Genomic DNA, 24,579 nt, shown 5'->3' with positions numbered 1-24,579 from the left:
GCGGAGGCGTCAAGGCGGCTGGGGTCAGAGCAGCGAGACCGGATCCACGTCCACGCGGACGGCGCGCCGGGGGACCTTCCGCTCCGTGGACGCGAGCGCGCGGTCGACCGCGCTCACGAGGCGCCTCCGGCCCGCGGAGCGGACGAGGATCTGGCTCCGGTACTTTCCCTTGAGGCGCTCGATCGGCGCGGGCCCGGGTCCGGACAGGATCAGCTTCCCCTCCCCTTCCCGCTCGAGCGCCTCCGCCAGGACGGCGGACCAGGCCGAGGCCCTTCCCGGGTCGCGGTCCTCCACGACGATCTCGACGAGCGCGGTGAAGGGCGGGTACCGGAGCGCCCTCCGGTAGCCGATCTCGCGCTCGTAGAACGCCTCGTAGTCCTGCGTCGCGGCGGCGCGGAGGATCGGGTGCTCGGGGTCGAACGCCTGGATCACGACGCTTCCCGGCGTCTTCCCGCGCCCCGCTCGTCCCGCGACCTGGGTGAGCAGCTGGAACGTGCGTTCGGCGGCGCGGAAGTCGGGGAGGCCCAGGGTCTGATCCGCGGAGAGCACGCCGACCAGCGTGACCCCGTGGAAATCGTGACCCTTGGCGATCATCTGCGTCCCGACCAAGACGTCGACCTCCCTCTCGTCGAAGCGCCTCAAAAGCGCCTCCTGCGCCCCGCGGCGCCGCGTGGTGTCGCGGTCCATGCGGGCGATCCGCGCGCCCGGCAGGGCCTCCCTGAGGTCCGCCTCGATCCGCTCGGAACCCTCGCCGATCGCCGTGAGGTGCTCGTTCCCGCACGAGGGGCAGCGCGCGGGCAGGGTCCGCTCGAAGTCGCAGTAGTGGCAGCGCAGCCTGCGAGCGGAGCGGTGCCACGTCAGCGCGACGCTGCACCGGGAGCACGAGACCCTTACACCGCACGCCGGGCAGTGGAGCGCCGAGGCCCAACCCCGGCGATTCCTGAGCACCAGCGCCTGGTTCCCTCCCGAGAGGCAGGCCCTGAGCGCTTCGGCGAGGTCGCGGGAGAGAGGGCGCACGCCCCGCGCGTCGCGGTACTCCCCCCGCATGTCCACGATCCTCACCTTCGGCATCGGCCGGTCCTCGACCCGCCCCCCGAGACGCACGAGAGCGTACCGTCCTTCCCTCGCGTTGCGGAACGACTCGAGAGACGGGGTGGCGGACCCCAGGACCAGCAAGGCGCGCGCCTCGCGTGCGCGCACGACGGCGAGGTCACGACCGTTGTACCTCGGCGTGTCCTCCTGCTTGTAGGAGCCGTCCTGCTCCTCGTCCACCACGATGAGACCGGGATCGGGGATCGGAGCGAACACCGCCGATCGGGCCCCGACGACGAGTCTCGCCTCCCCGCTCCGGACGTGGTCCCAGGCGAGGCGGCGCTCGGCGGGCGCGAGACCGCTGTGGAGGACCGCGAGCGATTGCGGGAACCGGCGCGCCAGACGGGACACCAGGAGCGGGGTCAGCCCGATCTCAGGCACGAGGTACAGCACTCCGCGTCCCTGCGCGAGCGTCGCCTCGGCCGCGCGGAGGTAGACCTCGGTCTTCCCCGACCCGGTGGCGCCGAACAGGAGGAACGGCGCGTACTCCGTCCGCGGAATCGCGGGGAGGATTCGATCGAGGGCCGCGACCTGGGCCGGCGTCGGCACGACGCGCGGCTCGGCGGGGAGCACGGGGTGCGCGACGGGGGCTTGGGGCGGGGCCGCGCCTTCGACCCGCTCGACGAGACCGAGCCGGACGAGGTCCGCCAAGGCGCCCCGGAGCGCGGAGCCGAGCCGCCCCGCCGGGACGGGGCTCCCGTCCTCCGGCAGCGCGAGGAACGTCCTCAGCCGAGCCGGAGCGCGTGCCGAGATCGATGAGGCCGAGGCGCCCGGGGCCCGCCGCACGCGGAGCCGCGCGGCGGGGGCCCGCGGAATCGGTGGGATCGCCGCATCGATCGCCTCCCCCCACGAGCAGAGATAGTAGTTCGCGGCGAAGCGGGCGAGATCCAGGACGTGAGCCTCGACCGGGGGCTCCGTCGCGATCACCGATTCGATGTCCCGGACCTCGAGGTCCGGCGACGGCGCGGGCGCGGGATACTCCACCACGGTGCCCAGGATCTTCCGGGGACCGAACGGCACGCGGACGCGGGCGCCGATCGTCAGGGCGCTCCGCGCCTCGAGGCCGACCCGGTACGTGAACTCGCGTCGGACGGGAATGGCGATCGCGATCGTGGCGTAGAGGGGCTCCCCCTCGGCGCCTTCCCCGCTCACGGCGGCGAGTCCATCTTCGCCCGGGCCGCCTTGAGGTCCTCCCAGACCTTCCGGCGGTTCTCGGGGGTGTACGCGCGGAGCAGATAGGCCGGGTGGAACGTGGGCATCACCGGGATCCCGCGAAAGGTCCCCCACGTGCCCCGGATCTGGGTGATCCCGACGCGGGTGCCGAGGAGGGTCTTCGCCGCGGGAGCGCCCAGCGCGACGAGGACGCGGGGCCGGATCGCCTCGATCTGCGCGAACAGGAACGGGACGCACGTGCCGATCTCGTCGGGCTCGGGAGCGCGGTTCTCCGGGGGACGGCACTTCACCACGTTCGCGATGTAGACGTCCTCGCGATCGAGGCCGATGGCCCGGATCATCTCGTCGAGCTTCCTCCCGGCGCGACCGACGAACGGCTCGCCGCGCGCGTCCTCGTCGGCGCCGGGCCCCTCCCCGACGAACATGAGGCGCGCGTTCGGGTTTCCGACGCCGAACACGATGTGGTTGCGGCCCGCGTGGAGCTTGCAACGCGTGCAGTCGCCGATCTCCTCGCGGATCTCCCGGAGCCGCTGCACCGGGTCGCGGGGCTCGTCCGCGGCCGGACCGGTCAAGGTGAAGAGCTCGCCACCGGACGGCACGGCGGGCGCCTCGGTGGACGCGGTGGCCGGAGTCGGCGCCCGCGCCGGCGCGGCCGAGCGGCCAGGGAGATCCGACGTTGCCGAGAGCTCCCTGACGCCGATGTCCCGCAGGTAGGCGAGCCAATCGCCCACCGTCCGGCGGAGATCGTCGCCGGCCGGCGTCCTGCGGCTCACGGAGCCTTGCCCCCGCCGAACACCCGGTCGAGGATCGCGTCGGCGACCTCGGCTTTCGAGGCCTCCGCGACCTCGAAGGAGCCGCCCGCCCGGTCGAGGATCGTCACCGCGTTGCGCGTCGCCTCGATCCCGCGCCCCGGAGCGGACACGTCGTTGGCCACGACGAAGTCCAGATTCTTCGCCTCGAGCTTCTCCCGGGCACGGGCCAGGAGATCCTCCGTCTCCGCGGCGAAACCGACCAGGAGGAGGTCTCCCTTCTCCCGCCCCAGCTCGGCGAGGATGTCCGGCCCTCGCGCGAGCGTCAGGGTGAGACCCTCGGGACCTTTCTTGATCTTCGACGCGGCCGGCTCGGTCACGAAATCCGAGACCGCGGCGGCCATGATCACGGCGTGCGCCCCGGCGCGGGCCTCGAGCACCGCGCGGCGCATCTCGTCGCTGGTGGTGACCCGAACCACCTCGACCCCGTGGGGCGGCGCGAGCTCGACCGGGCCGCTGACCAGCACCACGGCCGCGCCTCGTCGAGCCGCCGCGGCGGCCAGCGCGTAGCCCATCCTCCCCGACGACCGGTTGGACAGGAACCTCACGGGATCGATCGGCTCCCGGGTCGGGCCCGCGGTCACCACGATCCTCTTCCCCGCGAGCTCGAGCGAGCGTCGAGCGGCCGCGAGCGTGGCCGCGACGATGGCGTCGGGCTCCGCCAGGCGACCCCAGCCACTCTCCCCCTCGGCGAGCCAGCCGGTCGCGGGGTCCACCACCAGCACCCCGCGCGCCAGGAGCGTTCGCAGGCTGGCCTGCGTCGCCGGGTGGAGCCACATCCGGGTGTTCATCGCGGGAGCCACCACGACCGGGGCGGTGACGGCCAGGTGGAACGTGGACAGGAAATCGTCGGCGATCCCCGATGCGAGCTTGGCGAGGATGTTCGCGGTCGCCGGCGCCACCACGAGCGCCCCCACCCGGCGCGCGAGGTCGATGTGCTGGACCGCCTCCGCTGCGGCGAGGTCGAACGGGTCCAGCAGGACCTTGTTCCGCGAGAGGGTCTCGAGGGTCAGCGGTGTGATGAAGCGGGTTGCGTTGGCGGTCATGATCACCTGGACCGCCGCGCCGGCGCGGTCCAGACCGCGCACGATCTCGCAGGCCTTGTAGGCCGCGATCCCCCCGCTGACGCCCAGCGCGATCAGCATCGATCCCTCGCCGTGCTACGCGTCCTCTCCCCCGACCCCGCCCGAAGCGTCCGGTCCGGCGGCTTCCGCGGCGTCCGGGTCCCAGGCCTCGACGAGCCCCGCCGCCACCTCCTCCTGCGCGATGACCGTCACCTTCCGGTGCTCGGACTTCACGCGCGGGAGCGCGCCCGCCTGGAGCTGCTCGGCTCGCATGGAAGCCAGGGTCACGAACCTGTAGGTGCTCTCGAGGTTCTCGGGGAGCTTGAACATCCGCATCTCTCCTGCGCCCCACGATTAGGGGCTCGGGAACGTGGCCAGGATCTCCTCCGCCTCGGCGCCCAGACGGGGCGCCTTGAGCCTCTCTGCCGTCACGACGGAGCGGAGGTCGTCGGCGGCCCGCTCCAGCCGGTCGTTGATCACCAGGTAATCATAATGCCGATACTCCGCCGCTTCCCGCCGCGCCAGCGCAAGCCGCGTCGCGATCTGCTCCTCCGCGTCGCTCGCGCGGGAGCGGAGGCGGGACTCGAGCGTGGCGTAATCCGGCGGGAGGAGGAAGACCGAGACGGCGGCGATCCCGCATTCCCTCACCTTCCGCGCGCCCTGGACGTCGATGTCCAGCAGCAGGTCGAGCCCGGCCCCGAGCGCCGCCTCGGTCGCGTCCCGTCCGGTGCCGTACCGCCGGCCGAACACGTGCGCCCACTCGAGGAACCCGCTCGATGCGGCCATCGCGTCGAACCGCGCGTCGTCCACGAAGTGATACTCCCGCCCGTCGACCTCCCCCGCCCGCCGCGGGCGGGTCGTGTAGGACACGGAGAACCGGATCCCCGGCACGGCCGACAGGACCCGCTTCGCGACGCTCGACTTCCCCGTGCCCGACGGGGCCGAGATGACGAACAGGATGCCCCGCGCCACCTTCCCTCCCCGTCACTCGAGGTTCTGGATCTGCTCGCGCACCTTCTCCGCCTCGGCCTTGATCGCGAGCGCCGCGCGGCTGACCTCGAGGTCCGCCGCCTTGCTGTTGACCGTGTTGGTTTCGCGGTTGACCTCCTGGAGGAGGAAGTCGAGCCGCTTCCCGACCGGCTCGCCGTCCGGCTCCGAGAGGAGAGCGGCGACCCGGGCCAGGTGTCCTCTGAGACGCACGATCTCCTCGGTGACGTCCGACCGGTCGGCGAGGAACGCCGCCTCCTGCGCGAGCCGCGTCGGGTCGAGCTCGACGCCCTCGCCGAGCGTCCTGAGCCGATCGAGGAGCTTCCGTCGGACCGCCTCCGGCACGCCGGCGCTCAGACGGGCGACCTCCTCCGTCAGCGCCTCCATCCTGGCGACGCGAGAGGAGAGGTCGTCCCGCAGCGCGTTCCCCTCCCGCCGGCGCTCCGCGTCGAGCGCGCCGAGCGCGGCGTCGAGCGCGCGAAACACCGTCGCGATCTCCGCCTCCGCGAGTCCCTGGGCGCCGGTCGGCAGCTCCAGCATCCCCGGAACCTGGAGCATCGCCCCGGGGTCGAGGAGGCCCTCGACGCCGAAATCCTCGCGGAGCCGCCGCGCCGCCGCGACGACCGCCTCCGCCAGCGCGCGGTTGAGCTCGAGCAACGGCGCGACCCGGCTCCCGTCGAGGCGGACATCCGCCTCGATCCGACCTCGCCTTATCCGAGCCAGGATCCTGCGACGGACCTCCCCCTCGCTCGGGAGGAGCTCCGCCGGGAGACGGAGCTTCAGATCCGCGTACCGGTTGTTCAAGGTCCGGATTCCCACCAGGGCGCGAAAGCCCGGGATCTCGGCGGAGCCCTGCCCGAAACCGGTCATGGATCGGATCATGCGCTGGTGATCTCCGCGGCGCGTTGCGCCGGTCGAAGCCAGGATTGGAGCACAGATCGCTCGGAGCGTCAATGGAGCGTGCGGGTTAGCAGCTGTTCGACGACCGCCGAAAGGCCCCTGCAGGTCGAGGAGAGGGGAAGACTGGGAGTCGTGCGACGAGCGGAGTAGCCTCCGATAACGACTGCGGCTCCGGTTGCCTCGATCGGTCAATACTCGGGATATGAATCCTGAGAGCAAGGACGAGACGCAGGAGATTACGAAAGAGTCGGGTGGGCGGCCCTTAGGGCTTCCAGGCATAGATGTAGTTCGCCCGGCCGGCGTCGTGAATGCGCCGCAGGTCCTCGTCCGCGATGACGGTGCTGAACCCCGCACGGACGAGCGCGCCGAGGACGGGCGATGGATCGCCGTACGATGAGTGCACTTCCATGGAGACCGCCCGCACGTCGGTGAGCCAGTCCGTTTCATCGAAGAGCGGGAACTCGCTCCCTTCGATGTCTATTTTCAGAAAATCTACCGTGCCCATCCCATGGCGGCTGCGTAGCTCACGGATCGTGAACCGGTTCCCGCGCTTCTCGGCGAACATGCCGCCCGCGCCCACGAAACCAATCTCCACGGCGTAGCGTGCGAACCCATTCTCGCCCAGGTTGTGCCTGATCACGGGCGCGTACTTGTCCTGGCATTCAACGGCGACGATCCGGTCCGCCCGGGTGGTCATCAGCGACGACAAGGCGCCCCGATTTGCGCCGAGGTCCATCACGTTCCTTGCCTGCTCGTAGACCCACGGAGGTTGCCACTTGAAATAGCAGTCACGGACGTAAATCTCGCGGGCGATTCCGAAGGCGAAGGTGTCCTCCGGGACCTGATCGTCGCAGAACGGGCAGTCGAATGTGAACCGCGACCCGCGATAACGGAATTGCCGCGCCCGGCTTCCCATGACCCGGTCCAGTGGACGCAAGTCGCCGCTGCGCGCGATCCGCGGGAGCATGACCAGAAACCGGGCCAGATAACGCCCGTAGAGGGCCGGACCGAGGACGGAGATCGTCCTGGTCGACAAGACGTTGTTGAGGACTTTCTGAATGGCTTTCATGACGGGGCCCTTGTCCTCCCGTTCCAGACCCGCGGATCGGAGCCGGGCCGGCAGGAGGCTAGCAAAGAGCTCCTTCCAAGACAAGGGCGATGCCGCCGGCCTGCGGGCGAGCGTCAGGGCCGATCAGCTCTCACTTCCGAAACGGCGGGCGGGTTTGGCCCGATCGGTCGCGCCGCTTCGATCCGCCCGGACCTCGGCGAGGGCCGCTGCGGCGGCGCGGTCGAACACTCCCGGCAGCCCAAGCCGGTCCCGAACATCGCGGAGGGCCGAGCGGGCGCGAGCGGAGAACGCGGGGTCCTCGAGGTATCGCCGCAACGCCTCCGCGATCGCCTCAGCCGTGCAGCGTCCCTGAATCAGTTCCGGTACGACTCCCCGGCCCAGAACGAGGTTCGGGAGGGCGATGTGCGGCACGCGGACCAGGAGGCGCGCCAGGAGGTACGTGGCGGGGTTCAGGCGGTACACGACCACCATCGGAAGGCCCGCGAGCGCGGCCTCGAGCGTCGCGGTCCCCGACGCCACCGCCCCGGCGGCGCAAGCGGAAAGGATCGCCGGGTAGTCGCCGTCGTGGATTCGAACGCCGTCGAGCCCCGCGACGCGCGCGAAGGCCTCGAGCGATTCGCGCGGGACGGTGGCGGCACGCGGGACCACGACCCTCAGGTCCCTCCGGTCCCTCAGGAGCAACGCCGCCGCCTCGAGCATGACGGGGAACAGCCGATCGACCTCGCCCGGGCGGCTGCCCGGAAGGAGGGCCAGGATCCGCGCGCCGGGGTCGAGCCCCGCTCGCACCAGGATCTCCTCCCGGCTCCCCTTCGCCGCCGCCGCCGCCTCCACCGCCGGGTGGCCGACGAACGTCACCGGGACCCCCGCATCTTCGTAGAACCGGGCCTCGAACGGGAAGAGCACGAGCATCCTCCGGATCCTCGCCCGGATCGCCCGCAGCCGCCCCCGTCGCCAGGCCCAGACCGACGGGCTCACGAAGTACACGACCGGGAGCCCCGCGCGGGAGGCGCGCCCCGCGAGGCGGAGGTTGAAGTCGGGAAAGTCCACCGGAACGACCAGGTCCGGCCGCTCCCGCTCGATCGCTTCCGTGAGGCGGGCCATCGCCCTGCGAAGGGCGGGGAGGTGCTTCAGCACCTCCACGATGCCGACCACCGAAACCTCGGAGAGGTGCTGAACGATCCGGACCCCGGACGAGGCCATCTCATCGCCGCCCATCCCGAGGAGCTCGACTCCGGGAGCGAGGCGCCGCAAGGCGCGGGCGAGCCCCGCGCCCAGACGATCTCCCGACGCCTCGCCGGCGGAGATCATGATCCTGAGGGGCCGCGTCATGGCGCCGTCGGGGGAGGCCGCGGCTCCTCGACGCCGATCTCGAATTCGACGTCGAGAGCGTCCGTCAGCCGGTCGAGCTCCGACTCGAGACGGAGGCGCTTCTGCTCCGCCTCGTCGTCGCCGGCCTCGCGGGACACGCGGATCGGCGGCCCGTAGAGGAACACGCCGCGGGAGAACGGCCGGGGCAAGAGCGTTCGGTCCCAGGATTTCAAGCGTCCCGCCCGCGCGGCGGAAAACGTGACCGGGACGATGGGCAATCCCGACAGCCTCGCCACCGCGATCACCCCCGCCTTCACCCGCCGACGCGGCCCCTTCGGTCCGTCGGGCGTCATGCCCACGTCGTAACCGCGCTTGACCTTGCGGAGGATCTCCATGAGCCCGGCGGCGCCGCCGCGCGTGCTCGAGCCCTTCGACAGATCGAGGCCGAATCGCAGGAGGATCCTCGCGAGAAACTCGGAATCGCGGTGCCGGCTCGAGAGCACCGTGATCCTTTCCCCCGGGTACGCGTAGGGCATCATCACGAACCGGGAGTGCCAGAAGGCCAGGATGAACTGGCCGGGGGCCTCCCGGGCCTCGTCGAGGAACTCGAGGCCGCGGAACTCGAGGCGCATCGTCGCGTGGAGCAGGCGGATGTACGCGTAGCCGATCCACGGGACGACCGCGAGGGACACCCGCTCTGCCATGGAGTTCAACGCGCCGCTCCGCCTCCCTCGCGGAGTCTAGCGGCCCGGTCCGGGGCGGTCAACGCCGCGCGGACGTTGACGGTCCGACAGGCCGCCGATATCCTCTCCCGTCCGGTGCGGCCGTGGAGCCCTTCATCTCCGTCGTGGTCCCGCTCCTCGACGAGGAGCCCTACATCGAGCGACTCGCGCGGTCGCTGCTCGATCAGGATTATCCGGAGGACCGGTCGGAGATCCTCATGGCCGACGGCGGCTCCTCGGACCGAACGCTCGAGATCCTCCGCAGCGTCGACCGGGAGGGGAGGATCCGCGTCCTCGAGAACCCTCGCCGCACCGCTCCCGCCGCGCTCAACGTCCTTCTGGCCGCCACCTGCGGCGAGGTGATCACCCGGGTGGACGCGCACTCGTACGTGGCACCCGATTACCTCCGGACGATCGCGAGGGTGATGGAGGAGAGCGGAGAGTCCGTGGTGGGCGGACCGGTCCGGATGGAGGCGGACACGCCGTTCAGGCGCGCCCTCGTCGAGGCGCTGTACTCGAGGATCGGGGTCGGCTCGGTTCCGTACCGCACGCTCAGAACCCGCGCCTACGTCGAGTCGCTCCAAACCGGCTCGTTCCGCCGAGAGGTCTTCGAGAAGGTCGGGCCGTTCGACGAGTCGCTGGCCGTGGTCGAGGACCTGGACATGAACACGCGCATCCGCGAGGCGGGATACCGCCTGCTCCTCGACCCTTCGATCCGGTTCTACTACTATCCGCGCCCCGACCTCGCGTCCCTGTGCAGGCAGATCGTCATGGTGGGACGCGTGAAGGCGCGGATCCTGCGCAAGCACCCGGCGATCTTCAAGCTCAAGTACGTGCTTCCCAGCGCGTTCGTGTTGGCCCTCGCGGCGTCGGTCGCGGCGATCGCCGCGCGGCCGCTCGGCGCGCCGCGGCTCGCCGCCGCCGCCGGCGCCGGGTTCCTCGCGGTCTATGGCGCGATCGTCGCCGGTTTCGCCGCCGTGAAGTCGGTCAAGCTCGGGACGGAGGCGGTCCGTCTCCTGGCGATCCTGCCGGCGCTGCACATCGGCTACGGCCTCGGTTTCCTAAGGGGCGCGATCGAGGCGGCGATCCTCCGCGGCGGCGGGCCGGCCGCCTCATGAGCGACCGTCTCGAGGCTCGCCTGCTCCTGGCGATCCTGCGGGAGGACTGGGACCAGGCGGACCACCACGCGCGGGCCAGCCCGCCTTCGCCCGAGCCGTTCCTCTCCCTCTGCCGTACGTGCGATGTCCATCCCTGGGTCCACGCGCTTCTGGATCGCGAGGGGCGTTTCGACATCGTGGGCGTTAAGATCCGGGACGGGCTCCTGAGGCTCCGACGCAAGTGCCGCGTCGACAACCTGCTCCTCCTCGCTCGCTTGGAGCAGGCGCTCGACCTCCTGTCCTCCGCGGGGATCGTGCCGGTGGTGCTCAAGGGGGTCGACGTCATCCACCGATTCGGACTCGAATTCGACGCGCGGACGCTGGACGACGTGGACCTCCTCGTGCTCCCGGCCGACTTCGGCGGGGCGGTCGCGGCGCTCGAGGCGGCGGGCTTTGAGGGCCCCCGCGAGGAGGAGCGGATCCACTGGCTGCGCAGCAGCCACGAGATGCCTCTCAGGAGTCCGGGCCCCGTGCCGGTCTCGTTCGAGATCCACTGGGGTCTGGGCCAGAAGCGCCGGTACCGCGTCCCGACACCTCAGCTGCTCGGCCGGGCGATTCCGCTCGTCGTCGCGGGTCGATCGGCGCTCCGTCTCGAGGATCACGACGCGGCGGCCCACCTCCTGCTCCACCACGTCCAGCACTATTTCGACCGCAGGCTCAAGTGGGCGCTCGATCTCGGCCGAATCGCGCGGACGACCGGCTTCGACTGGCGGGAGGTTGCGGCGCGGCTCCGATCCTGGGGAGGAAGCGCGGCGGCCGGCATGGCGATCCGCCACCTTCGAAGGCTCTTTCCGGGGATCGTTCCCGCAGAGGCGCTGCGCCTGCTCCCGGTGGGCTCGGGCCGGAGGCTCCTCACCGCGCCGCTGCGTTCCGCCTATCCTCTCGACTACTTCGTCGGAACGCGACGGCGGGGGGTCCAGCTGGCGATCGCGGCCGCCCTCTACGAGCACCCCTTCCGGCTTCCGGCGTACCTTCTCCACCGGATCTTGAGGGACCGCCGGGCCGGGGACGATTCACCCGAAAGCGGTTTCCCGGGCTCACGGGACGGGCCCGGCTCCGGTTAGAATGCGCGGCCCGGGCCACCACCGGGCGGGAGGGCATCCGCACGCCATGAAGCTCCGCATCCTGGTCACCGGCGCCGCCGGCTTTCTCGGCTCGCACCTCTGCGATCGGCTCCTGAGGGAGGGGTTCGCCGTGGTCGCCATGGACAACCTGCTCACGGGGTCGACCGACAACATCGCCCATCTCGGCGGGAATCGGGACTTCCTCTTCATCCACCACGACGTGACCGACTACATCTATCTCGACGGCCCGGTCTACGCGGTGCTGCACTTCGCGAGCCCGGCGAGCCCGCGCGACTACGCCGAGCTGCCGATCCAGACCCTGAAGGTCGGCTCCCTCGGGACGCACAAGGCGCTCGGGTTGGCGAAGGCCAAGGGGGCGCGGTTCCTGCTCGCCTCGACGTCGGAGGTGTACGGCGATCCCCTGATCCATCCGCAGCCCGAGAGCTACTGGGGCAACGTGAATCCGGTGGGCCCTCGGGGGGTCTACGACGAGGCGAAGCGGTTCGCCGAGGCCATGACCATGGCTTACCACCGCACCCACGGCGTGGACACGAAGATCGCCAGGATCTTCAACACGTTCGGCCCCAGGATGCGCCTCGAGGACGGGCGGGCCATTCCGAACTTCATCCTGCAGGCGCTCCGAGGCGCTCCGATCACGGTGTACGGCGACGGCCGCCAGACGCGGTCCTTCTGCTACGTCTCGGACCTGATCGAGGGGCTCTACCGGCTCCTCCAGTCCGACCTCCACGAGCCGGTGAACCTCGGCAACCCCGAGGAATGGACGGTGCTCCAGATGGCGGAGGCGGTTCGCGACCTGATGGGATCGTCGGCGCCGATCGTGCACGAGCCGCTGCCCGTCGACGATCCGAAGGTGCGCCAGCCGAACATCTCGCTGGCCAAGGACCGCCTGGGCTGGAGACCCGTGGTGGGGATCCGCGAGGGCGTGAAGACGACGATCGAGGACTTCCGGCGCCGCGCCGCGACCTAGGCGCTCGTGCCGGTCCCCGCCGGAGCGGTCGGCGCCGCGGCGACCCGCTTGCCGCGCTTCTTCCGCCCATCGGAGCCGTAGTAGTAGTACCCGGCGTAGTAGTAGTCCTTCTTGTAGGCGCGATCGATATCCACGTTGTTGAGGATCACTCCGGCGAGATTCGCGCCCACCTTCCGGAACTGGGCGACGCTCCGGCTCACGAGATCCCGGTCGGCCTCGCTGTGCTGGATCACGAGGACCACCAGGTCGGAGATCGATGAGAGCAGCACCGCGTCGGCGAGGGACATGGCCGGCGGCGAGTCGAGGAGGATCCAGTCGTAGGACTCGCGGAGATCGCGGAGGAGCGCGGCGAACCGCTCGCTTCCCAGCAGCTCCGGCGGATTCGGTGGGATCGGGCCGCACGTGATCGCGTGAAGGGACGAGGGACCCACCGTCTTCACGTAGGGCCGCCAGTCGTCCATCCCCTTCGCCGCGGCGAGGTAGTTGGAGAGCCCGTTGTCCCGCTCGAGCTTGAGGTGCACGTGCTGGGTGGGCCGCCTGAGGTCGCAGTCGACCACCACCACACGATCTCCGGCGCTCGCGAGCGCCCGCGCGAGGTTCGCGACGGTCGACGACTTCCCCTCCCGGGGCCCGCTGCTCGTGATCAGGACGACGCGGCGCTCGCGGTTCCTGCTCAGGAAGATCAGGCCGGTCCTCAGGGTCTGGTACGCTTCCTTGACCGCGTTGGAGGCGAACGCATCGTCCTCCGTGAACTTGGGAACCACCGCCAGGGTGCTCAGGTGGAGGAAGCGCTCGACGTCCTCGGGGCTTCGGAACGTGTTGTCGAGGTAATCGAGGAAGAAGACCAGCGCCAGGCCGAGGAACAACCCCATCATCCCGCCGAGCGCCAGATTCAGCCGTTTCTGCGGCTTCACGGGGCTCAGCGGAGGAATCGCGTGGTCGAGCACCGAGACGTTGTTCGCCAGTAGGTCCGCGCCGACCGCTACCTCGTTCAGGGTCTTGTTGATGCTGTCGTAGATTTGTTTCCGGGTTTGGGCGTCGGTGTTGACCACGTCGTACTTGGAAGTGGCCACCCCGAACCGGTAGGACGCCTCCTCGGCCTTCCGGATCTCGTCCTTGAGATACACCTCGTTGCTGGCGGCGAGATCGTATTCCGTCTGGTACTTGCCGAGCAGGAGGGAGACCCGCTCGCGGAGCCGGGCTTGGACCTTCTGGAGCTGCGATACCTTCTCCTGATACACCGGATGGCCGGGCCGGTAGGTGACCTTCGCGCTCTCGAGGTCCCTCTCGAGCTGGACCTTCTGGCGGTTCAGATCCTGGATCTCGGAGTCCTGAGCGAGATCCGGAAGGCCGATGGGGCTGCCGTCGTTCTGCTGGATCTCCTGGATCTTGGAGAGGACCGACCGCAGATTCCCGAGCTTCACCTCGACCACCGACAAGGCCTCGCTGAGCTTCGAGAGCTTGTTCTTGACGATCTCCTTCTGATTCTCCGGGCTGTAGATCGCGGTATCCTCCAAGACCTTGAACCGCTCCTGCTCCGCCTTGCTGAGATCCGCCTTGAGGGGCTCCATCAGCTTCTTGATCGCATCCACCGCGCTCCTGGTGTTCTCACGAGCCCTCTCGAGGTTCCGATCGACGTAGGCGTCTGCGATGGCGTTGGCCCAGCGGGCGATCTCCTCCCGATCGGGCCCCTCGATGCTGATCTCGATGAGGCCGGTTTCCCGCCGAGGATCGACCTTCATCCTGCCGATGAACGCGCCGATCGGGTCTTTGAGATCCTTGAAATCGGGATCGTTCTTGAGTCCCAGCGCCGCGAAGGCGTGCTCGCCCACGACGCGGCTCTTGATGATCTCGATCTGGGTGTTCTGGTAGCGCTCCTCCGCGAACCAGCCGTAGCTCGATACGCCGAGCCCCGAGACGTCCTGGCCGGGACCGACGCGCCTCGCCTGCGGCTGGACCTCCACCACGGCGATCGCGCGGTAGATCGGCGTGCGCAGGAACGACCACCCTGCCGCAACCGCGACGACGAGCGCGAAGGCGGCCAGGACCGTCCACCGCCCCTGCCAGACGATCTTCCAGTAGTCCCGAAGATGAACCTCTCGAATCCCTACCGGGACGTCTGGCTTGCTGCTCGGACCCATGCACTCTCCTCGACCGCCGGATGCCCGGGTGATCCCGAAACGCCACGACGGTACCGCGAATATAGGCTCAGTGTCCCGAGCCATCAACCACGGGACGGCCTGGGGCGCGCCTGGTCACAGAAAGCGGCGCTTCACGATCACGATCTCCCCACCCTTCATCGGGGGATCCTCAATGACTTGGTTTTGGACCTCCTTCATATTGACCACGATGGGGCGCGTCGAGCTACCCTCGTGGAGAATCTGCACGGACTTGTGGTTGGCCCACTCGGTGAGCCCCCCCGCCAGCGCGATCGCCTTGAGTAGGGTCATCCCCCGCTCCACCCGGACGCGCCCCGGCGTGTGGACTTCGCCCTGGAGGTAGACGTACAGCGCGGGCTTGACGTTGACGATGTCGCCACTGGACAGGGGAGGATCGACCTCACCGCGCTCGAAGGACTCACGTTGGACGGTGAGCGTGGTCGGCTGACTGGACCCGTCGGCGGGGGCGCGCGAGATCACGATTTCCTCGCCGGCGTCCTCCGACAACCCACCGGCGTCGGCCACCACGTCCTTGAGCTTCGAGGATCCCTTGAGCGCCACGCGGCCGGGCGTACGCACGTTTCCGGTGACCATGACCCATTTGCTCTTGTACTCGAGCACTTGGATCTCGACCTGCGGATCCACCAGGTAGTCCCGCGCCAGGAGCTCGGTCAGTCGCTCGACCAGCTCACGAACCGTGAGGCCGCTTGCGGTGACATCTCCCACCAGAGGCGCGGTGACCGTCCCGTTCCCCGTGACGACGAGCTGCTGCGTCAGCTCCGGGCGTCCGGTGATGGTCACCAGGATCTTGTCCTCCGGACCGAGGCGGTACGCCTGGGTGGCATCGTCCTCTTGGGGAGCGAGAGAGCCGCGGCGCCGGAGCGTCAGCACGACCGCGGAAGGTTCGTAGGAGATCGCGTTGCACAGGCCGCCCGCCAGCATCAACTCCAAGTGGATGCGGTCCCCGGGCGCCGAGACGACCTTCGCCCCCCGGAGAAGGCCCCCGGAAGCCGCGACGAAATCCAGCGGGTAGGACGCCCCCTTGGGAAGGTCCAGTACGAGCCCGCCCTCGCCCAGCAACACGGAGACTTTCGCGGACGATCCTTCGGGAAGCCCCACGCGAAGCTCAGCTTGCTCGGCGGGCGCCGGTCCCGACTCGCTCCGCTCCACCTCGGCGGCCACTCGACCCAAAGCGGGATTCGCGGACACCGCCGCTAGAAAGAGGACCACCAGCAGGGATCTCTCAGATCCAGCCCAGGACGATTCCGGCAAAGTAGACTCTCCCTTCGAAGCCCGCGCCCAAGTAGTTCGAGTTCCGATGGTTCTCGTCGACCGAGATCCGAACACCCAAGCGCTCCCGAATCATCAGGTTAGCATAAACGCTCGCCCGCAGCGTCCGGTCGACACGCGTGAGGCCGGGCTGCTGTGGAACATTCATGGGAACGGGATCCCCGTAGGTCGCCTCCTGCCACCAACCCTCGATCCCCATGGTCGAATACTGGAGCCACCGCCGCGACAGCCGCAGGTTCGCGGAGTTCACGAGGTAGTAGTTGTTGTTCAGAAAGAAGGACGGCCATGGCCGGCGCTGGAGGCCGAGTTCGAGTTCCGTGCGGCCTCCCGACCGAATGACCAGGCTCGCGTCCGCCACGATCCCGCGATACTCCGATCCCTCGCTCCCAGGAAAGCGAAATCGCCCCCATCCGACCCTCACGAGGAAGGGCTCCCGCTCGCCCAGTTGCCCCTGGAGACCCACCCGGACGACATCGCTATCTTCTTTCCGGAACGGCTCATGACTCCCCGTTGGCTCGTCGGCGAGAAAATGGTCGTACCGCCTTCCCTCGTAATCGCCCACGGCCCAGAAGCGGGGTGAGAGAGGCTCGCGGTAATCCACCTCCGCATCGATTCCGCGGAATTCGAAGAACGCGACCGTCGTCCCCGGGTCGAAGCTCAGCGCTTCGCGTGACAATCGGACGCGGTAGCCGCGATGGCCGAAAACCTCCCGCGCGGCTTCGATCTCGTACGTTGTCAGGTCGAACCCCTGGCCGCGGAACACGACTTCGCCGCCCGGATCGAAGGCCAGGGTCTCCGCGACGCCGAGATTTCGGTTCGCTCGCAAGGAAAGGCGGTCCTGCGTGGAGAAGTTCAACGCGAGATCGATCCCCGCGTCGCGAGAGAGGTTCCGTTCCAGCGGGGTCTTGCCGTAGTCGAGGCGCGTCACCGAGTAATCCAGCTTCAGCAGGCTCTCGCGAAAGGGAAGCGCCGCGACGAGCCCCGGAGTCACGCGGAGTACGCGGTCCGAGATCGTCCCCGAAGACGTGGACGTACTGCTCGCCAGGAAGACGTTCGTGTCGTACGCGAACCCCGAAGTCAGCGAGGGCGCGAGGATCCACGGTCCCACGAGCATCCCCTCGGGGAGATCGGACGCGGCGGACCGGGACGAGGCAGCGGCGCAGGCCGCTCCGAGAACAAGGACGATCGCTAGCTTCTCGAAGGGAGCTACCGGGTATCGCGTGGGGCGATGCATGACGACGTAGACTAGCTCAAGGCGGCAGGGAGCGAAAGGCCGCTGGAACGGGTCATCCTTCGCCGACGATCCGGGGGGCGCCTGCGGACGAGAGCTCCGAAGCCAGCACCGGCCGCCGGTCCCCGCCGCGCGGGCCGCCGCGGTTCCTTCTGACGACCAAGGCGACAAGAACGGACATCGAAACCGCGAGGACCGCCAGCAAGAGGAGTGCGAGCCAGAGACTGTTGACGACGACGATCGCGAGCGCCGCGAGAGCCAGTACGGCGACCACGGCGTAGAGCGAGATCACCGCCCCGCGATGGCTCATCCCGATGTCCAGGAGCCGGTGGTGGAGGTGAAGCCGGTCGGGGAGAAAGACCCGGTGCGCGTTTCGCCAGATGTACGCGAGTCCTTCATCGGACCGGAGGCCCTCGGAACCGACGCGGTATAGCCGGCGCGCGATCGCCAGGCTGGTGTCAAGAATGGGCAGGCCGAGCACGAGAAGGGGCGCGAAGACCGCGACTGCGGTGGGCCCCTTCTGGCTTCCGTGGATGGACGCGACCGAGAGAACAAATCCCAGGAACGTGCTCCCGCTGTCTCCGAGGAAGACGCGAGCCGGATTGAAGTTGAACCACAGGAAACCGAGCAGGCTCCCCACGAGCGCGACGCTGACGCCCACGACACCCGGCTGCCCCATCTTAAGTGCCACCGCCGCGACCGCGATGGTCGTGATGAGCGCGGTTCCAGCCGCAAGACCGTCGAGCCCGTCGATGAGATTGATCGCGTTGGTGACACCGACGATCCACAGTACCGTCAAGGGAAGCGACAAGATGCCCACGTTCAACGATTGGGCCGCGAGCGGATGCGACAGGATCCCGATCCGGAAGCCGCCGATCCACACCGCCACCGCCGCCGCGATCTGGAATAGGAACTTCCATTGGAACGCAACGCCGACGAGGTCGTCTACCAAACCGAGAAGAAATACTCCGGCGGCGGCTGTTCCCAGAGTGATCCAGTAGCCGAGCCTTGGATGGGCGCCGCTGGCGAGATACCCCGACGCGAACCCGGCGTAGACGATCGCCGCCATGAACCCCGCGAAAATAGCGACACCGCCGATGCGGGGGATCGGCTGCTTGTGCACCTTTCGGGGCCCGGGCTTATCTAGCGCTCCGAACCGTCGGCCCAGACGGATCACGACGGGCGTCAGTCCGAACGACACGATGGCCGCGATGAGGAGCGTCCTGAGCCCAACGCCGTACATGCGGTCGGCGACCTCCTTCGTCCTAGCTCACGGCGACCCGGTATATATACGACGACTCGGCGTCGCCCGCAGGATCGCGGACCGCAACGCGCGACCCTGGACTGGCCTGGGATAGAAGCAAACGTCTTGTTTTCTGAGACTTGAGAGGAACAATCCGCGCTTCAGGGATCCCCGACGGCGTCCAATGGGTCTCGCACGTCGAGCCAGGAGCGCATGCAGTCAAGGAGTCCCGGATCCCGAAACGACCGCGGCGTCGTCGATCGGCCTGACGAAGCCGGCCAAACGGTAGAACATCATCAGCCCCGACACGATAAGCAACAGCCGCACGAATCCGGAGGCCCATCCCGCGAGACTTCCCTCGCCCAGCAAAGCCAGTACCAGGAACATCAGGTAAGCCGACTTACGCAGGGAATCCCGGGTTCCGCCCTCACCGTACTTCTTGTAAATCCAGCGGTACACGGCCCCGAGCAGAAACATCCCGATGATCACGCCGGGGACGTGAAAGTTCCAATACAGCTCACCGACCGCCGTCGCGGCGATCTGGGTCTCCCGATCCGTATAGGGGAGGAGGTGGAACGTCCTGCCGAAATCGTGTCCGAGCAAGAGGTTGGGTCTATCCGGCCAGATCGCCTTCGGGATGACGGTCGCCAGCGGTGCAATGATCAGCGTCTTCCCGTACTCGAAATCGACCCACCGGCCGGTCTCGCGGAGGACGGCGGCGGGGGACGTGATGAGCGCGAACCGACTCATGGACGCCAGGACCGACTGCTCGAAGAACGTGCTGCGATCCCATGCCATCGCCGTGCGGACGGTCTGGTCCATCTTCCGGGCGACCGGAAGGCTGCGATTCTGGCTCCGATAGGTGTTGTACACCGGGAACACGACGAACACCCCGACGAGGATGACCGCGGCGATCGTCTTCAGGGGAAGACGATGCCGCGCGTACCAGTATGCGAGGGCCGGTACGAGGAGCAGGATGATCGTGAGCGCCTTCTGACCCACGGTGGCGTAGATGACGCCGGCCGTCATCGGGAAGAAGCAGGCAAAGAGCACGAAGTTCTGCAGCCGCCCGTTGTGTCCCGCCCAGAAACTGTGCCACACCAGGAACCACGCGAAGAGGTAGATGGGGCTGAGCTGAGAGAGCGCCGACGTGAAGACCGGAATTCCCATCCCCCGCGCGAGGAGGCGATTCAAGACCGAGCCCGCCACGTGCCCCGCGAAACCGATCACCCCCGGAATGAAGAAGGGAAGGAGACCCCGCGGGGCGAAGTCGGCGACGACGGCAGGGGTCGTGCGCCGGAAGCAGGTCGCGTAGCCCGCCGTGAACGCGACGTACCCCACGAGCCCCAGCAGCAGCGCCGGTGTGATGTAGGGGGCGAGACACTGGCCCGGGAGCGTCTCCGGGTTGAACTTGACGAAGATCGCTCCGGCACCGAAGTAGAGGAAGTAGACGAGGCTGTAAACGTTGAAGCTCTCGAAGACGTCGAAAGGCCCCGTCTTCCGACGGAGCGACACGTAGACCACCGCGGTGGCCAACAACGCGCCGGCGAGGCCGAACGTGAAAGCATATGGAACGATGGCGACGAGCGCGGACAGGAGAACACCCCCGCAGCAGATGATCGCTGCTCCGAGCGAGCGGGCGGGAATCGCCGGCTCCCTGTAAACCGCGACGGTATCGGTGCCCATGCCGCTCCTTCCGCGCGCAACATCCGGGCGAACCCGCTACGGGCCTGCCCTCCCGGGGCGGGAGGTTAGGAATACCGCGGGACCGTCGTGGAGTCAAATGGCGGCTCACTGCGGCATCTGGCGGCCGTGAACCCTCGCTCGTACGTCAGTCGACGACGCACGCCGGGCGGCTCGCACGCCGCAACAGCCACTCGTAGATCGACGCCATCTCCAAGGCGATGGCTCTCCAAGCGAATCGCGCCTCGACCCACGTGCGGCCCCGCGCGCCCATCTCTCGCCGCTCGTCGTCGCTCAGCGCCATCGCCTCCCGCAACGCCTCGATCAAGGGCGGGACCCCGACGTCGATCCACCAGCCGCATCGCCGGGAGACGATCTCCCCCCACGGCGTGCCGCGAGTCGTGATGACCGGCACCGCGCAGCCGAGCGCCTCCGCGATCACGACACCGAAATTCTCGCTGTGGGTTGGAAGAACGAAGAGATCGGCGCCCTGGTACAGCCGCCACTTGGTGGGCTCGTCCACCGGCCCGAGGAACTCGAAGTCGGCGTCCATTCCGCCTCTGCGCACCGTGTCCTCGACTTCGGCACGGAAGCCGGAGAAGTCCGGCCCCACGACGACGACCCGCCACCCGGCCGGCCTCAACGCAAACCAGGCATGCACCAGGTTGAGCAGCCCCTTCTTCGGATGGATCCGGGAGAGGAACAACACGGTGCGTCGCGTCTTGGGCGCCCGATCCGGCGTCGCGAGACGCGGCACATCGACGCCGCTCGGAACGACCGCGATCGGCTGCCGGAAGCCCAGGGACCTCAAAGCGCGGGCTTCGTCCTCCGCGGTGGCGTGTAGCACGCGTGCCCGCGTGAGGTCTTTCCTCTGATACAACCACCAAGCGATTCGCTTTCGGACCGCACGGTGCCGGAACGACCATGACAGAAGAGCGCCGTGTGGCGAGACGACGAGTGGCCACCCCGTCTTCTCCGCGACGCGGGACGCCGCGTGATTGGTGGGAAGCCAAACGCCGTTGTCGTGGAGCACGCACGGAGCGACACCCGCACCCCGCGACCGGAGGGTGCGGTCGAGACCCGGTACCCAGACGATTCGCGTGCCCCACGACAATCGCCGGGGGAGCAGGGTCAATCGGGCGCCCGGGACGTCGGTCCAGAGCGGTCGTCCGAACCGCGGCCCCATCTCGACCGACACGAGATCGACGTCGCATCCCTCCACGGCCAGAGCGCGCGCCAGTGCCGGGATGGTCTGGGACGGCCCACCGGCCTCGGGGATGAGCGACGCCGCGGTCATGACGACTCGGATCCCACGTCCGGCGGCGCCCGTGGACATGAACCCTCTCCCCTCTTGCAGAACGCGACGCGAAAGGGCGCAAGGCTACTACACGACGGCGGTGGCAACAACCACGAGGACCGTGTCCGTCGGATGCCCCCGCCCCCGACCCACGCGAGGATTCAACCCTTCGGGCGACCGATTCTCGATCGTCCAGCGAGGAGGGGCTCGAACGCCTCGCGCGTCTTGGCGGCGAACACGGCGTAACCGAACGCCGACTCGACCCGCCGTCTCGCCTTGGCGCTCTCCTCCCGGCGGACGTTCTCGTCGGACGCGAGTCGCTCAAGGTAGGCGGCCTGTCGCTCGAACTCGTCCGGTCCGCAGCACAGGCCGCCGCCTCCGTCGAGAAGCTCGCGGCTCCCGTCCTGATTGCCGACGAGGACGGGTACTCCGCAAGCCATCGCCTCCATCGGAGCGAGAGGGATTCCCTCTCCTTTGCGGGTTCCGGCCTCGCTGACGAGATAGAAGGCTCCCGCGGATCGGTAGACGTCCGGAAGGTCGTCCTCGTGGATCGCGCCGGTGAATTGCACGTGCTCGGCCACGCCGGCCTCCTGCGCGAGGGAGCGAAGGTGATCCACGTCGTCGCCCTTCCCCGCGAACACCACCTCGAATTCGGTGGCGGGCAGAGTGGCCGCGAGACGAATCAACCGTTCGCTCCCCTTGTAGCGAGCCGCGGCGACCAGCCTCCCCAGGAACAGCACGCGAAATCGCCCGGTGTCTCGAAGACCGTACCGCAGCAGCACTCCCGGCTTGGCCGGCGCGGGATTGAAGCTCTCGATGTCGACGCAATCCCAGACGACGGTGGGGCGGGTCCGAACGAGGCCGAGGTCCAGCGCGCGGTCGGCACTGTTGTGACAGTCGGACAGGACGAGGTCGGTCCGCCTCAGCGCTTTCCGTCGCAGCCACGAGATGGGAGACCACACCTCGGAGCCGTAGATGTTCTGCACGAGACGGGCCCCGGTGGACCGCGCGAGGGCCCACGCCAGCGGGCCGAGATGGATGAGCTGCGTGAGCATCACGTCGGGCCGACTTCGCCTCACAGCCCGCGCGGATTCCCAGGAGAAGAGCGCCCGGGAGCCGAAGGTGAGCGGGAGCGCGCCGGTCCAGTTCACGCGAAACGGCGTCTCGAGGTCGTCGTCCTGCCGTCCGAGCAGGCTGAAGACTTCCACGGCCTCCTCGCCGAAAGCCTCTCGAAGCGCCTGGATCTGGAAGCGGCCATAGCGGGCGATGCCCCCCTTGTCGAAGACCCCCGGCGTCATGACCAGGAATTTCATCTCATGGACCTCGAATCCTCAGTGCCCGTCAGCGCTCGGACCCTTGGCGAATTCCCCCCGCAGCCGGAGGATCTCCGGCGTCTCGCCCCCGACGCGAACCAGCTCCTCGTAGGCCGTCCTCGCCGCGGCCACGTCCCCTGCCGCCGAGTAGGCGCGCACGAGCGCCGCCCGGGGCGCCGGGTTGTCCGGGGCGTTGAGAATGGCCCACTTCAACGCGCTCACCGCCTCGTCGTGGGCGCCGAGGCGGCTGGCCACCCTCGCGACCTCCATGCACCGCCAGACCACGTTGCCGGCGTCCAGCCGTCTCGCCTCACGGAGGTGGTCCAGGGCCTTCGTGAGATTCCCCTGCCTTTCGGCGATGTCCGCGAGGGACACGGCCCTGTCGAGGGCGAACGCCGGCTCGCGCGCGGCGTCTTCGATGCAGCGGGCAGCTTCCTCGAAGCGCGCTTGGTCGAGGAGCACCAGGCCGAGGTGAAACGACGCTTCCGCGCGCGTCAACGAGTCGATCGGCTCGCGCAGCGCGGCGCGAAGATCCGCCTCGGCCCGTTTCAGGCGTCCGAGACGGCGCTCCATCTGGCCCAGGGCGACGAAGTGGCTCCCTCTGGGGAAGAGCGGGGTCCGGCCGAGGCCTTCGCGGGAGCCATCCACGAACGCCTCCAGGAACGCGCGCGGCAACGCCCCGATGTCGAGCCCGGAATGGAACACGAGCGACGGCTGGACCCGGGCGGACTCCCGGATCGCGACGAGGGCCTCATCCAGGATACCGAGTTCGTGGAGAAGATTGACGAGGTCATCCCGGTGGGCGGCAGTCGAGGGTTCTCGCTCGATCGCCTTTCGGAGGAGCCCGACGGCGACGCGCCCGGCGTGCCCGACGTGGCTCCAGGGCGAGCCACCCAGCGTTGCGAGATCCACGACCCTTCGAGAGCGCGCGGAGCGCTCGACCCTCGCGTACGCTTCCGAGAGGCCCGTCCACGGCCAGCCCGACGACGGACTCAGCGTCGAGGCTTCGAGGTCGCATCCCGCCGCGTCGAGGAGCACCCGACCTGCCTCGGACGTCGAGTTCGCGCGAGCGCTCAGCTCGTCCCAGACCCCGATCTCCCACTCGCCCGAGAGCCAGAGCGCTTCGAATCGGTCGAACCCTTCGGCCTGACGCCTCAGCATCTCCGTCGCGCGGCCCCGGTCGGCGAACGTGACCAGGCTGGAGCCCTGCCACCGTGCGATCCCGGCGCGCACGCCGCGAACGGCGCGGATCAGGAAGATCCCGGCAAGAGCGACGAAGAGGAGACCGGGGATCCGCCGGCTCGCGCGGCGCATCACCCGCCCCTCGGCGGTCGCGCGGGCTCCCGAAGAGCCAGGGCGGCCGCGGTGACGAACAGGAGAGCGTTTGCGGGGATCTGGTGATTGAAGTCCACGGCGGCGTGCAACGAGAGCGAAGCGAGCCCCAGGAGGAGCCCGATGAACGCCGGCCGGAGGTGGGCATCCTCCCGCTGCCCGACGGAGCTCATCGCCTTCGCCCAGTACCCCCAGGCGAGCCACGCGACCAGGACGCCGGCGACGATGCCGCCGTCGAGCAGCATCTCCAGGTAGTCGTTATGGATCTGGTTCGTGACGCCGGACTCCCCGAACGGGAGGTACCGGGGATAGACGTCGCGGAAAGCGCCGAACCCCACGCCGCAGAACGGGAAGTCGCGCAGCATCCGAAGTCCGGCACGCCACATGATGATCCGGTCGACCGACTTGAGTCCCGCGCCAGAAACGTCCAGGACGTATTGGAATCGGGCCGCGAGCGGCGTGAGCCAGACGAGTACCGAGGATGCTCCCCAGACCAGCGCGACGACGGCGGCCGCGATGGTGCGCCTCGCCACGTCGCGGGCATTCAGGAGAAGCAGCAGGCTCAGGCTGGCGAGGATCAGGAATGCGGCGGCCTTGCTGGCCGCCGCAACGGCCGCGGAGAGGCACAGGACCGCCGTGGCGGCCGAGAGGACGGCGGAGCGGTCCCGGAGTGCCGCTCGCCAGTCGCCACGGAATCT

At 68.9% G+C, this 24,579-nt stretch carries 21 protein-coding genes; 3 read left to right on the top strand and 18 right to left on the bottom strand.

All coding sequences use genetic code 11. The features are described from left to right. Positions 1 to 24 precede the first annotated feature (24 nt). The 9 genes from priA to LAO51_11055 all read right to left on the bottom strand — a co-directional run bounded on the left by priA (position 25) and on the right by LAO51_11055 (position 9,115). Positions 25 to 2,244 (bottom strand): primosomal protein N', encoded by a 2,220-nt coding sequence (gene priA / locus LAO51_11095; protein MBZ5639284.1) that lies wholly within the window; start codon positions 2,242 to 2,244, stop codon positions 25 to 27. Next, the gene (locus tag LAO51_11090; GenBank protein MBZ5639283.1) at positions 2,241 to 3,038 is read right to left on the bottom strand and encodes a uracil-DNA glycosylase; all 798 of its coding nucleotides are present in this window, start codon (positions 3,036 to 3,038) and stop codon (positions 2,241 to 2,243) included. The genes priA and LAO51_11090 overlap by 4 nt, the downstream gene beginning before the upstream one ends. After that, complete coding sequence (gene coaBC, locus LAO51_11085; protein MBZ5639282.1) at positions 3,035 to 4,219, bottom strand: bifunctional phosphopantothenoylcysteine decarboxylase/phosphopantothenate--cysteine ligase CoaBC; 1,185 nt, start codon at positions 4,217 to 4,219, stop codon at positions 3,035 to 3,037. Before coaBC ends, LAO51_11090 begins: the two co-directional genes overlap by 4 nt. A 15-nt stretch (positions 4,220 to 4,234) precedes the next feature. Beyond that, positions 4,235 to 4,468, bottom strand: coding sequence for a DNA-directed RNA polymerase subunit omega (gene rpoZ, locus LAO51_11080; GenBank protein ID MBZ5639281.1), 234 nt, complete (start codon positions 4,466 to 4,468; stop codon positions 4,235 to 4,237). Between the two features lie 24 nt (positions 4,469 to 4,492). Continuing rightward, complete coding sequence (gmk, locus tag LAO51_11075) at positions 4,493 to 5,110, bottom strand: guanylate kinase (GenBank protein ID MBZ5639280.1); 618 nt, start codon at positions 5,108 to 5,110, stop codon at positions 4,493 to 4,495. Positions 5,111 to 5,122: 12 nt separating this feature from the next. Further along, positions 5,123 to 6,007, bottom strand: a complete 885-nt coding sequence (locus LAO51_11070; protein MBZ5639279.1) for a YicC family protein — start codon at positions 6,005 to 6,007, stop codon at positions 5,123 to 5,125. A 280-nt stretch (positions 6,008 to 6,287) separates the two neighbouring features. Continuing rightward, positions 6,288 to 7,094 (bottom strand): FkbM family methyltransferase, encoded by an 807-nt coding sequence (locus tag LAO51_11065; GenBank protein ID MBZ5639278.1) that lies wholly within the window; start codon positions 7,092 to 7,094, stop codon positions 6,288 to 6,290. 123 nt (positions 7,095 to 7,217) lie between these two features. Then, positions 7,218 to 8,423 carry a lipid-A-disaccharide synthase gene (lpxB, locus tag LAO51_11060; protein ID MBZ5639277.1) on the bottom strand — a complete coding sequence of 402 codons (1,206 nt, stop codon included), beginning with the start codon at positions 8,421 to 8,423 and terminating at the stop codon, positions 7,218 to 7,220. Continuing rightward, on the bottom strand, positions 8,420 to 9,115 hold the full coding sequence (locus tag LAO51_11055; GenBank protein ID MBZ5639276.1) for a lysophospholipid acyltransferase family protein: 696 nt from the start codon (positions 9,113 to 9,115) through the stop codon (positions 8,420 to 8,422). The genes lpxB and LAO51_11055 overlap by 4 nt, the downstream gene beginning before the upstream one ends. A gap of 113 nt (positions 9,116 to 9,228) precedes the next feature. On the opposite strand from LAO51_11055, the gene LAO51_11050 reads away from it, so the two are divergent. The 3 genes from LAO51_11050 to LAO51_11040 are packed head-to-tail and all read left to right on the top strand — an operon-like array spanning position 9,229 to position 12,333. Then, positions 9,229 to 10,242 (top strand): glycosyltransferase family 2 protein, encoded by a 1,014-nt coding sequence (locus tag LAO51_11050; GenBank protein ID MBZ5639275.1) that lies wholly within the window; start codon positions 9,229 to 9,231, stop codon positions 10,240 to 10,242. After that, the gene (locus LAO51_11045) at positions 10,239 to 11,345 is read left to right on the top strand and encodes a nucleotidyltransferase family protein (protein ID MBZ5639274.1); all 1,107 of its coding nucleotides are present in this window, start codon (positions 10,239 to 10,241) and stop codon (positions 11,343 to 11,345) included. Before LAO51_11050 ends, LAO51_11045 begins: the two co-directional genes overlap by 4 nt. Positions 11,346 to 11,391: 46 nt before the next feature. Next, a complete protein-coding gene (locus LAO51_11040; GenBank protein MBZ5639273.1) occupies positions 11,392 to 12,333 on the top strand; it encodes an SDR family oxidoreductase in 942 nt (313 codons plus the stop codon). On the opposite strand, the gene LAO51_11035 is transcribed toward LAO51_11040, so the two are convergent. From LAO51_11035 to LAO51_10995, 9 genes are all read right to left on the bottom strand, one after another. Further along, on the bottom strand, positions 12,330 to 14,474 hold the full coding sequence (locus tag LAO51_11035) for a polysaccharide biosynthesis tyrosine autokinase (protein MBZ5639272.1): 2,145 nt from the start codon (positions 14,472 to 14,474) through the stop codon (positions 12,330 to 12,332). The two genes, LAO51_11040 and LAO51_11035, sit on opposite strands and share 4 nt — an antisense overlap. A 114-nt stretch (positions 14,475 to 14,588) precedes the next feature. Then, positions 14,589 to 15,722, bottom strand: coding sequence for a polysaccharide export protein (locus LAO51_11030; protein ID MBZ5639271.1), 1,134 nt, complete (start codon positions 15,720 to 15,722; stop codon positions 14,589 to 14,591). 13 nt (positions 15,723 to 15,735) lie between these two features. Next, complete coding sequence (locus LAO51_11025) at positions 15,736 to 16,896, bottom strand: hypothetical protein (GenBank protein MBZ5639270.1); 1,161 nt, start codon at positions 16,894 to 16,896, stop codon at positions 15,736 to 15,738. Positions 16,897 to 17,068: 172 nt separating this feature from the next. Continuing rightward, a complete protein-coding gene (locus LAO51_11020; GenBank protein MBZ5639269.1) occupies positions 17,069 to 18,256 on the bottom strand; it encodes an undecaprenyl/decaprenyl-phosphate alpha-N-acetylglucosaminyl 1-phosphate transferase in 1,188 nt (395 codons plus the stop codon). Positions 18,257 to 18,475: 219 nt separating this feature from the next. Continuing rightward, a complete protein-coding gene (locus LAO51_11015; protein ID MBZ5639268.1) occupies positions 18,476 to 19,942 on the bottom strand; it encodes a hypothetical protein in 1,467 nt (488 codons plus the stop codon). A 145-nt stretch (positions 19,943 to 20,087) separates the two neighbouring features. After that, positions 20,088 to 21,275 (bottom strand): glycosyltransferase, encoded by a 1,188-nt coding sequence (locus tag LAO51_11010; GenBank protein MBZ5639267.1) that lies wholly within the window; start codon positions 21,273 to 21,275, stop codon positions 20,088 to 20,090. 122 nt (positions 21,276 to 21,397) lie between these two features. Beyond that, positions 21,398 to 22,549 (bottom strand): glycosyltransferase family 4 protein, encoded by a 1,152-nt coding sequence (locus tag LAO51_11005; GenBank protein ID MBZ5639266.1) that lies wholly within the window; start codon positions 22,547 to 22,549, stop codon positions 21,398 to 21,400. A gap of 18 nt (positions 22,550 to 22,567) precedes the next feature. Continuing rightward, positions 22,568 to 23,863: a tetratricopeptide repeat protein gene (locus LAO51_11000; protein ID MBZ5639265.1), complete on the bottom strand. Its 1,296-nt coding sequence runs from the start codon at positions 23,861 to 23,863 to the stop codon at positions 22,568 to 22,570. Continuing rightward, positions 23,863 to 24,579, bottom strand: a 717-nt coding sequence (locus LAO51_10995) for an O-antigen ligase family protein (GenBank protein ID MBZ5639264.1), incomplete at its 5' end; no start/stop codon positions are given. The genes LAO51_10995 and LAO51_11000, both read right to left, overlap by 1 nt.

Source organism: Terriglobia bacterium (assembly GCA_020073205.1).
Taxonomy (GTDB): Bacteria; Acidobacteriota; Polarisedimenticolia; order Polarisedimenticolales; family JAIQFR01; genus JAIQFR01.
Note: the sequence above shows the minus strand (reverse complement) of the source record. Positions and strands in the feature narration are given on the sequence as shown.

Excerpts from the sequence above, each read along its gene's own strand:
- LAO51_11035 (MBZ5639272.1), bottom strand. The coding sequence starts at position 14,474 with ATGGGTCCGAGCAGCAAGCCAGACGTCCCGGTAGGGATTCGAGAGGTT.
- LAO51_11010 (MBZ5639267.1), bottom strand. The coding sequence starts at position 21,275 with ATGTCCACGGGCGCCGCCGGACGTGGGATCCGAGTCGTCATGACCGCG.
- lpxB (MBZ5639277.1), bottom strand. The coding sequence starts at position 8,423 with ATGACGCGGCCCCTCAGGATCATGATCTCCGCCGGCGAGGCGTCGGGA.
- LAO51_11040 (MBZ5639273.1), top strand. The coding sequence starts at position 11,392 with ATGAAGCTCCGCATCCTGGTCACCGGCGCCGCCGGCTTTCTCGGCTCG.
- LAO51_11025 (MBZ5639270.1), bottom strand. The coding sequence starts at position 16,896 with ATGCTCGTGGGACCGTGGATCCTCGCGCCCTCGCTGACTTCGGGGTTC.
- coaBC (MBZ5639282.1), bottom strand. The coding sequence starts at position 4,219 with ATGCTGATCGCGCTGGGCGTCAGCGGGGGGATCGCGGCCTACAAGGCC.
- LAO51_11070 (MBZ5639279.1), bottom strand. The coding sequence starts at position 6,007 with ATGATCCGATCCATGACCGGTTTCGGGCAGGGCTCCGCCGAGATCCCG.
- LAO51_11000 (MBZ5639265.1), bottom strand. The coding sequence starts at position 23,863 with ATGCGCCGCGCGAGCCGGCGGATCCCCGGTCTCCTCTTCGTCGCTCTT.
- rpoZ (MBZ5639281.1), bottom strand. The coding sequence starts at position 4,468 with ATGTTCAAGCTCCCCGAGAACCTCGAGAGCACCTACAGGTTCGTGACC.
- LAO51_11065 (MBZ5639278.1), bottom strand. The coding sequence starts at position 7,094 with ATGAAAGCCATTCAGAAAGTCCTCAACAACGTCTTGTCGACCAGGACG.
- LAO51_11045 (MBZ5639274.1), top strand. The coding sequence starts at position 10,239 with ATGAGCGACCGTCTCGAGGCTCGCCTGCTCCTGGCGATCCTGCGGGAG.
- LAO51_11015 (MBZ5639268.1), bottom strand. The coding sequence starts at position 19,942 with ATGGGCACCGATACCGTCGCGGTTTACAGGGAGCCGGCGATTCCCGCC.
- LAO51_11020 (MBZ5639269.1), bottom strand. The coding sequence starts at position 18,256 with ATGTACGGCGTTGGGCTCAGGACGCTCCTCATCGCGGCCATCGTGTCG.
- LAO51_11005 (MBZ5639266.1), bottom strand. The coding sequence starts at position 22,549 with ATGAAATTCCTGGTCATGACGCCGGGGGTCTTCGACAAGGGGGGCATC.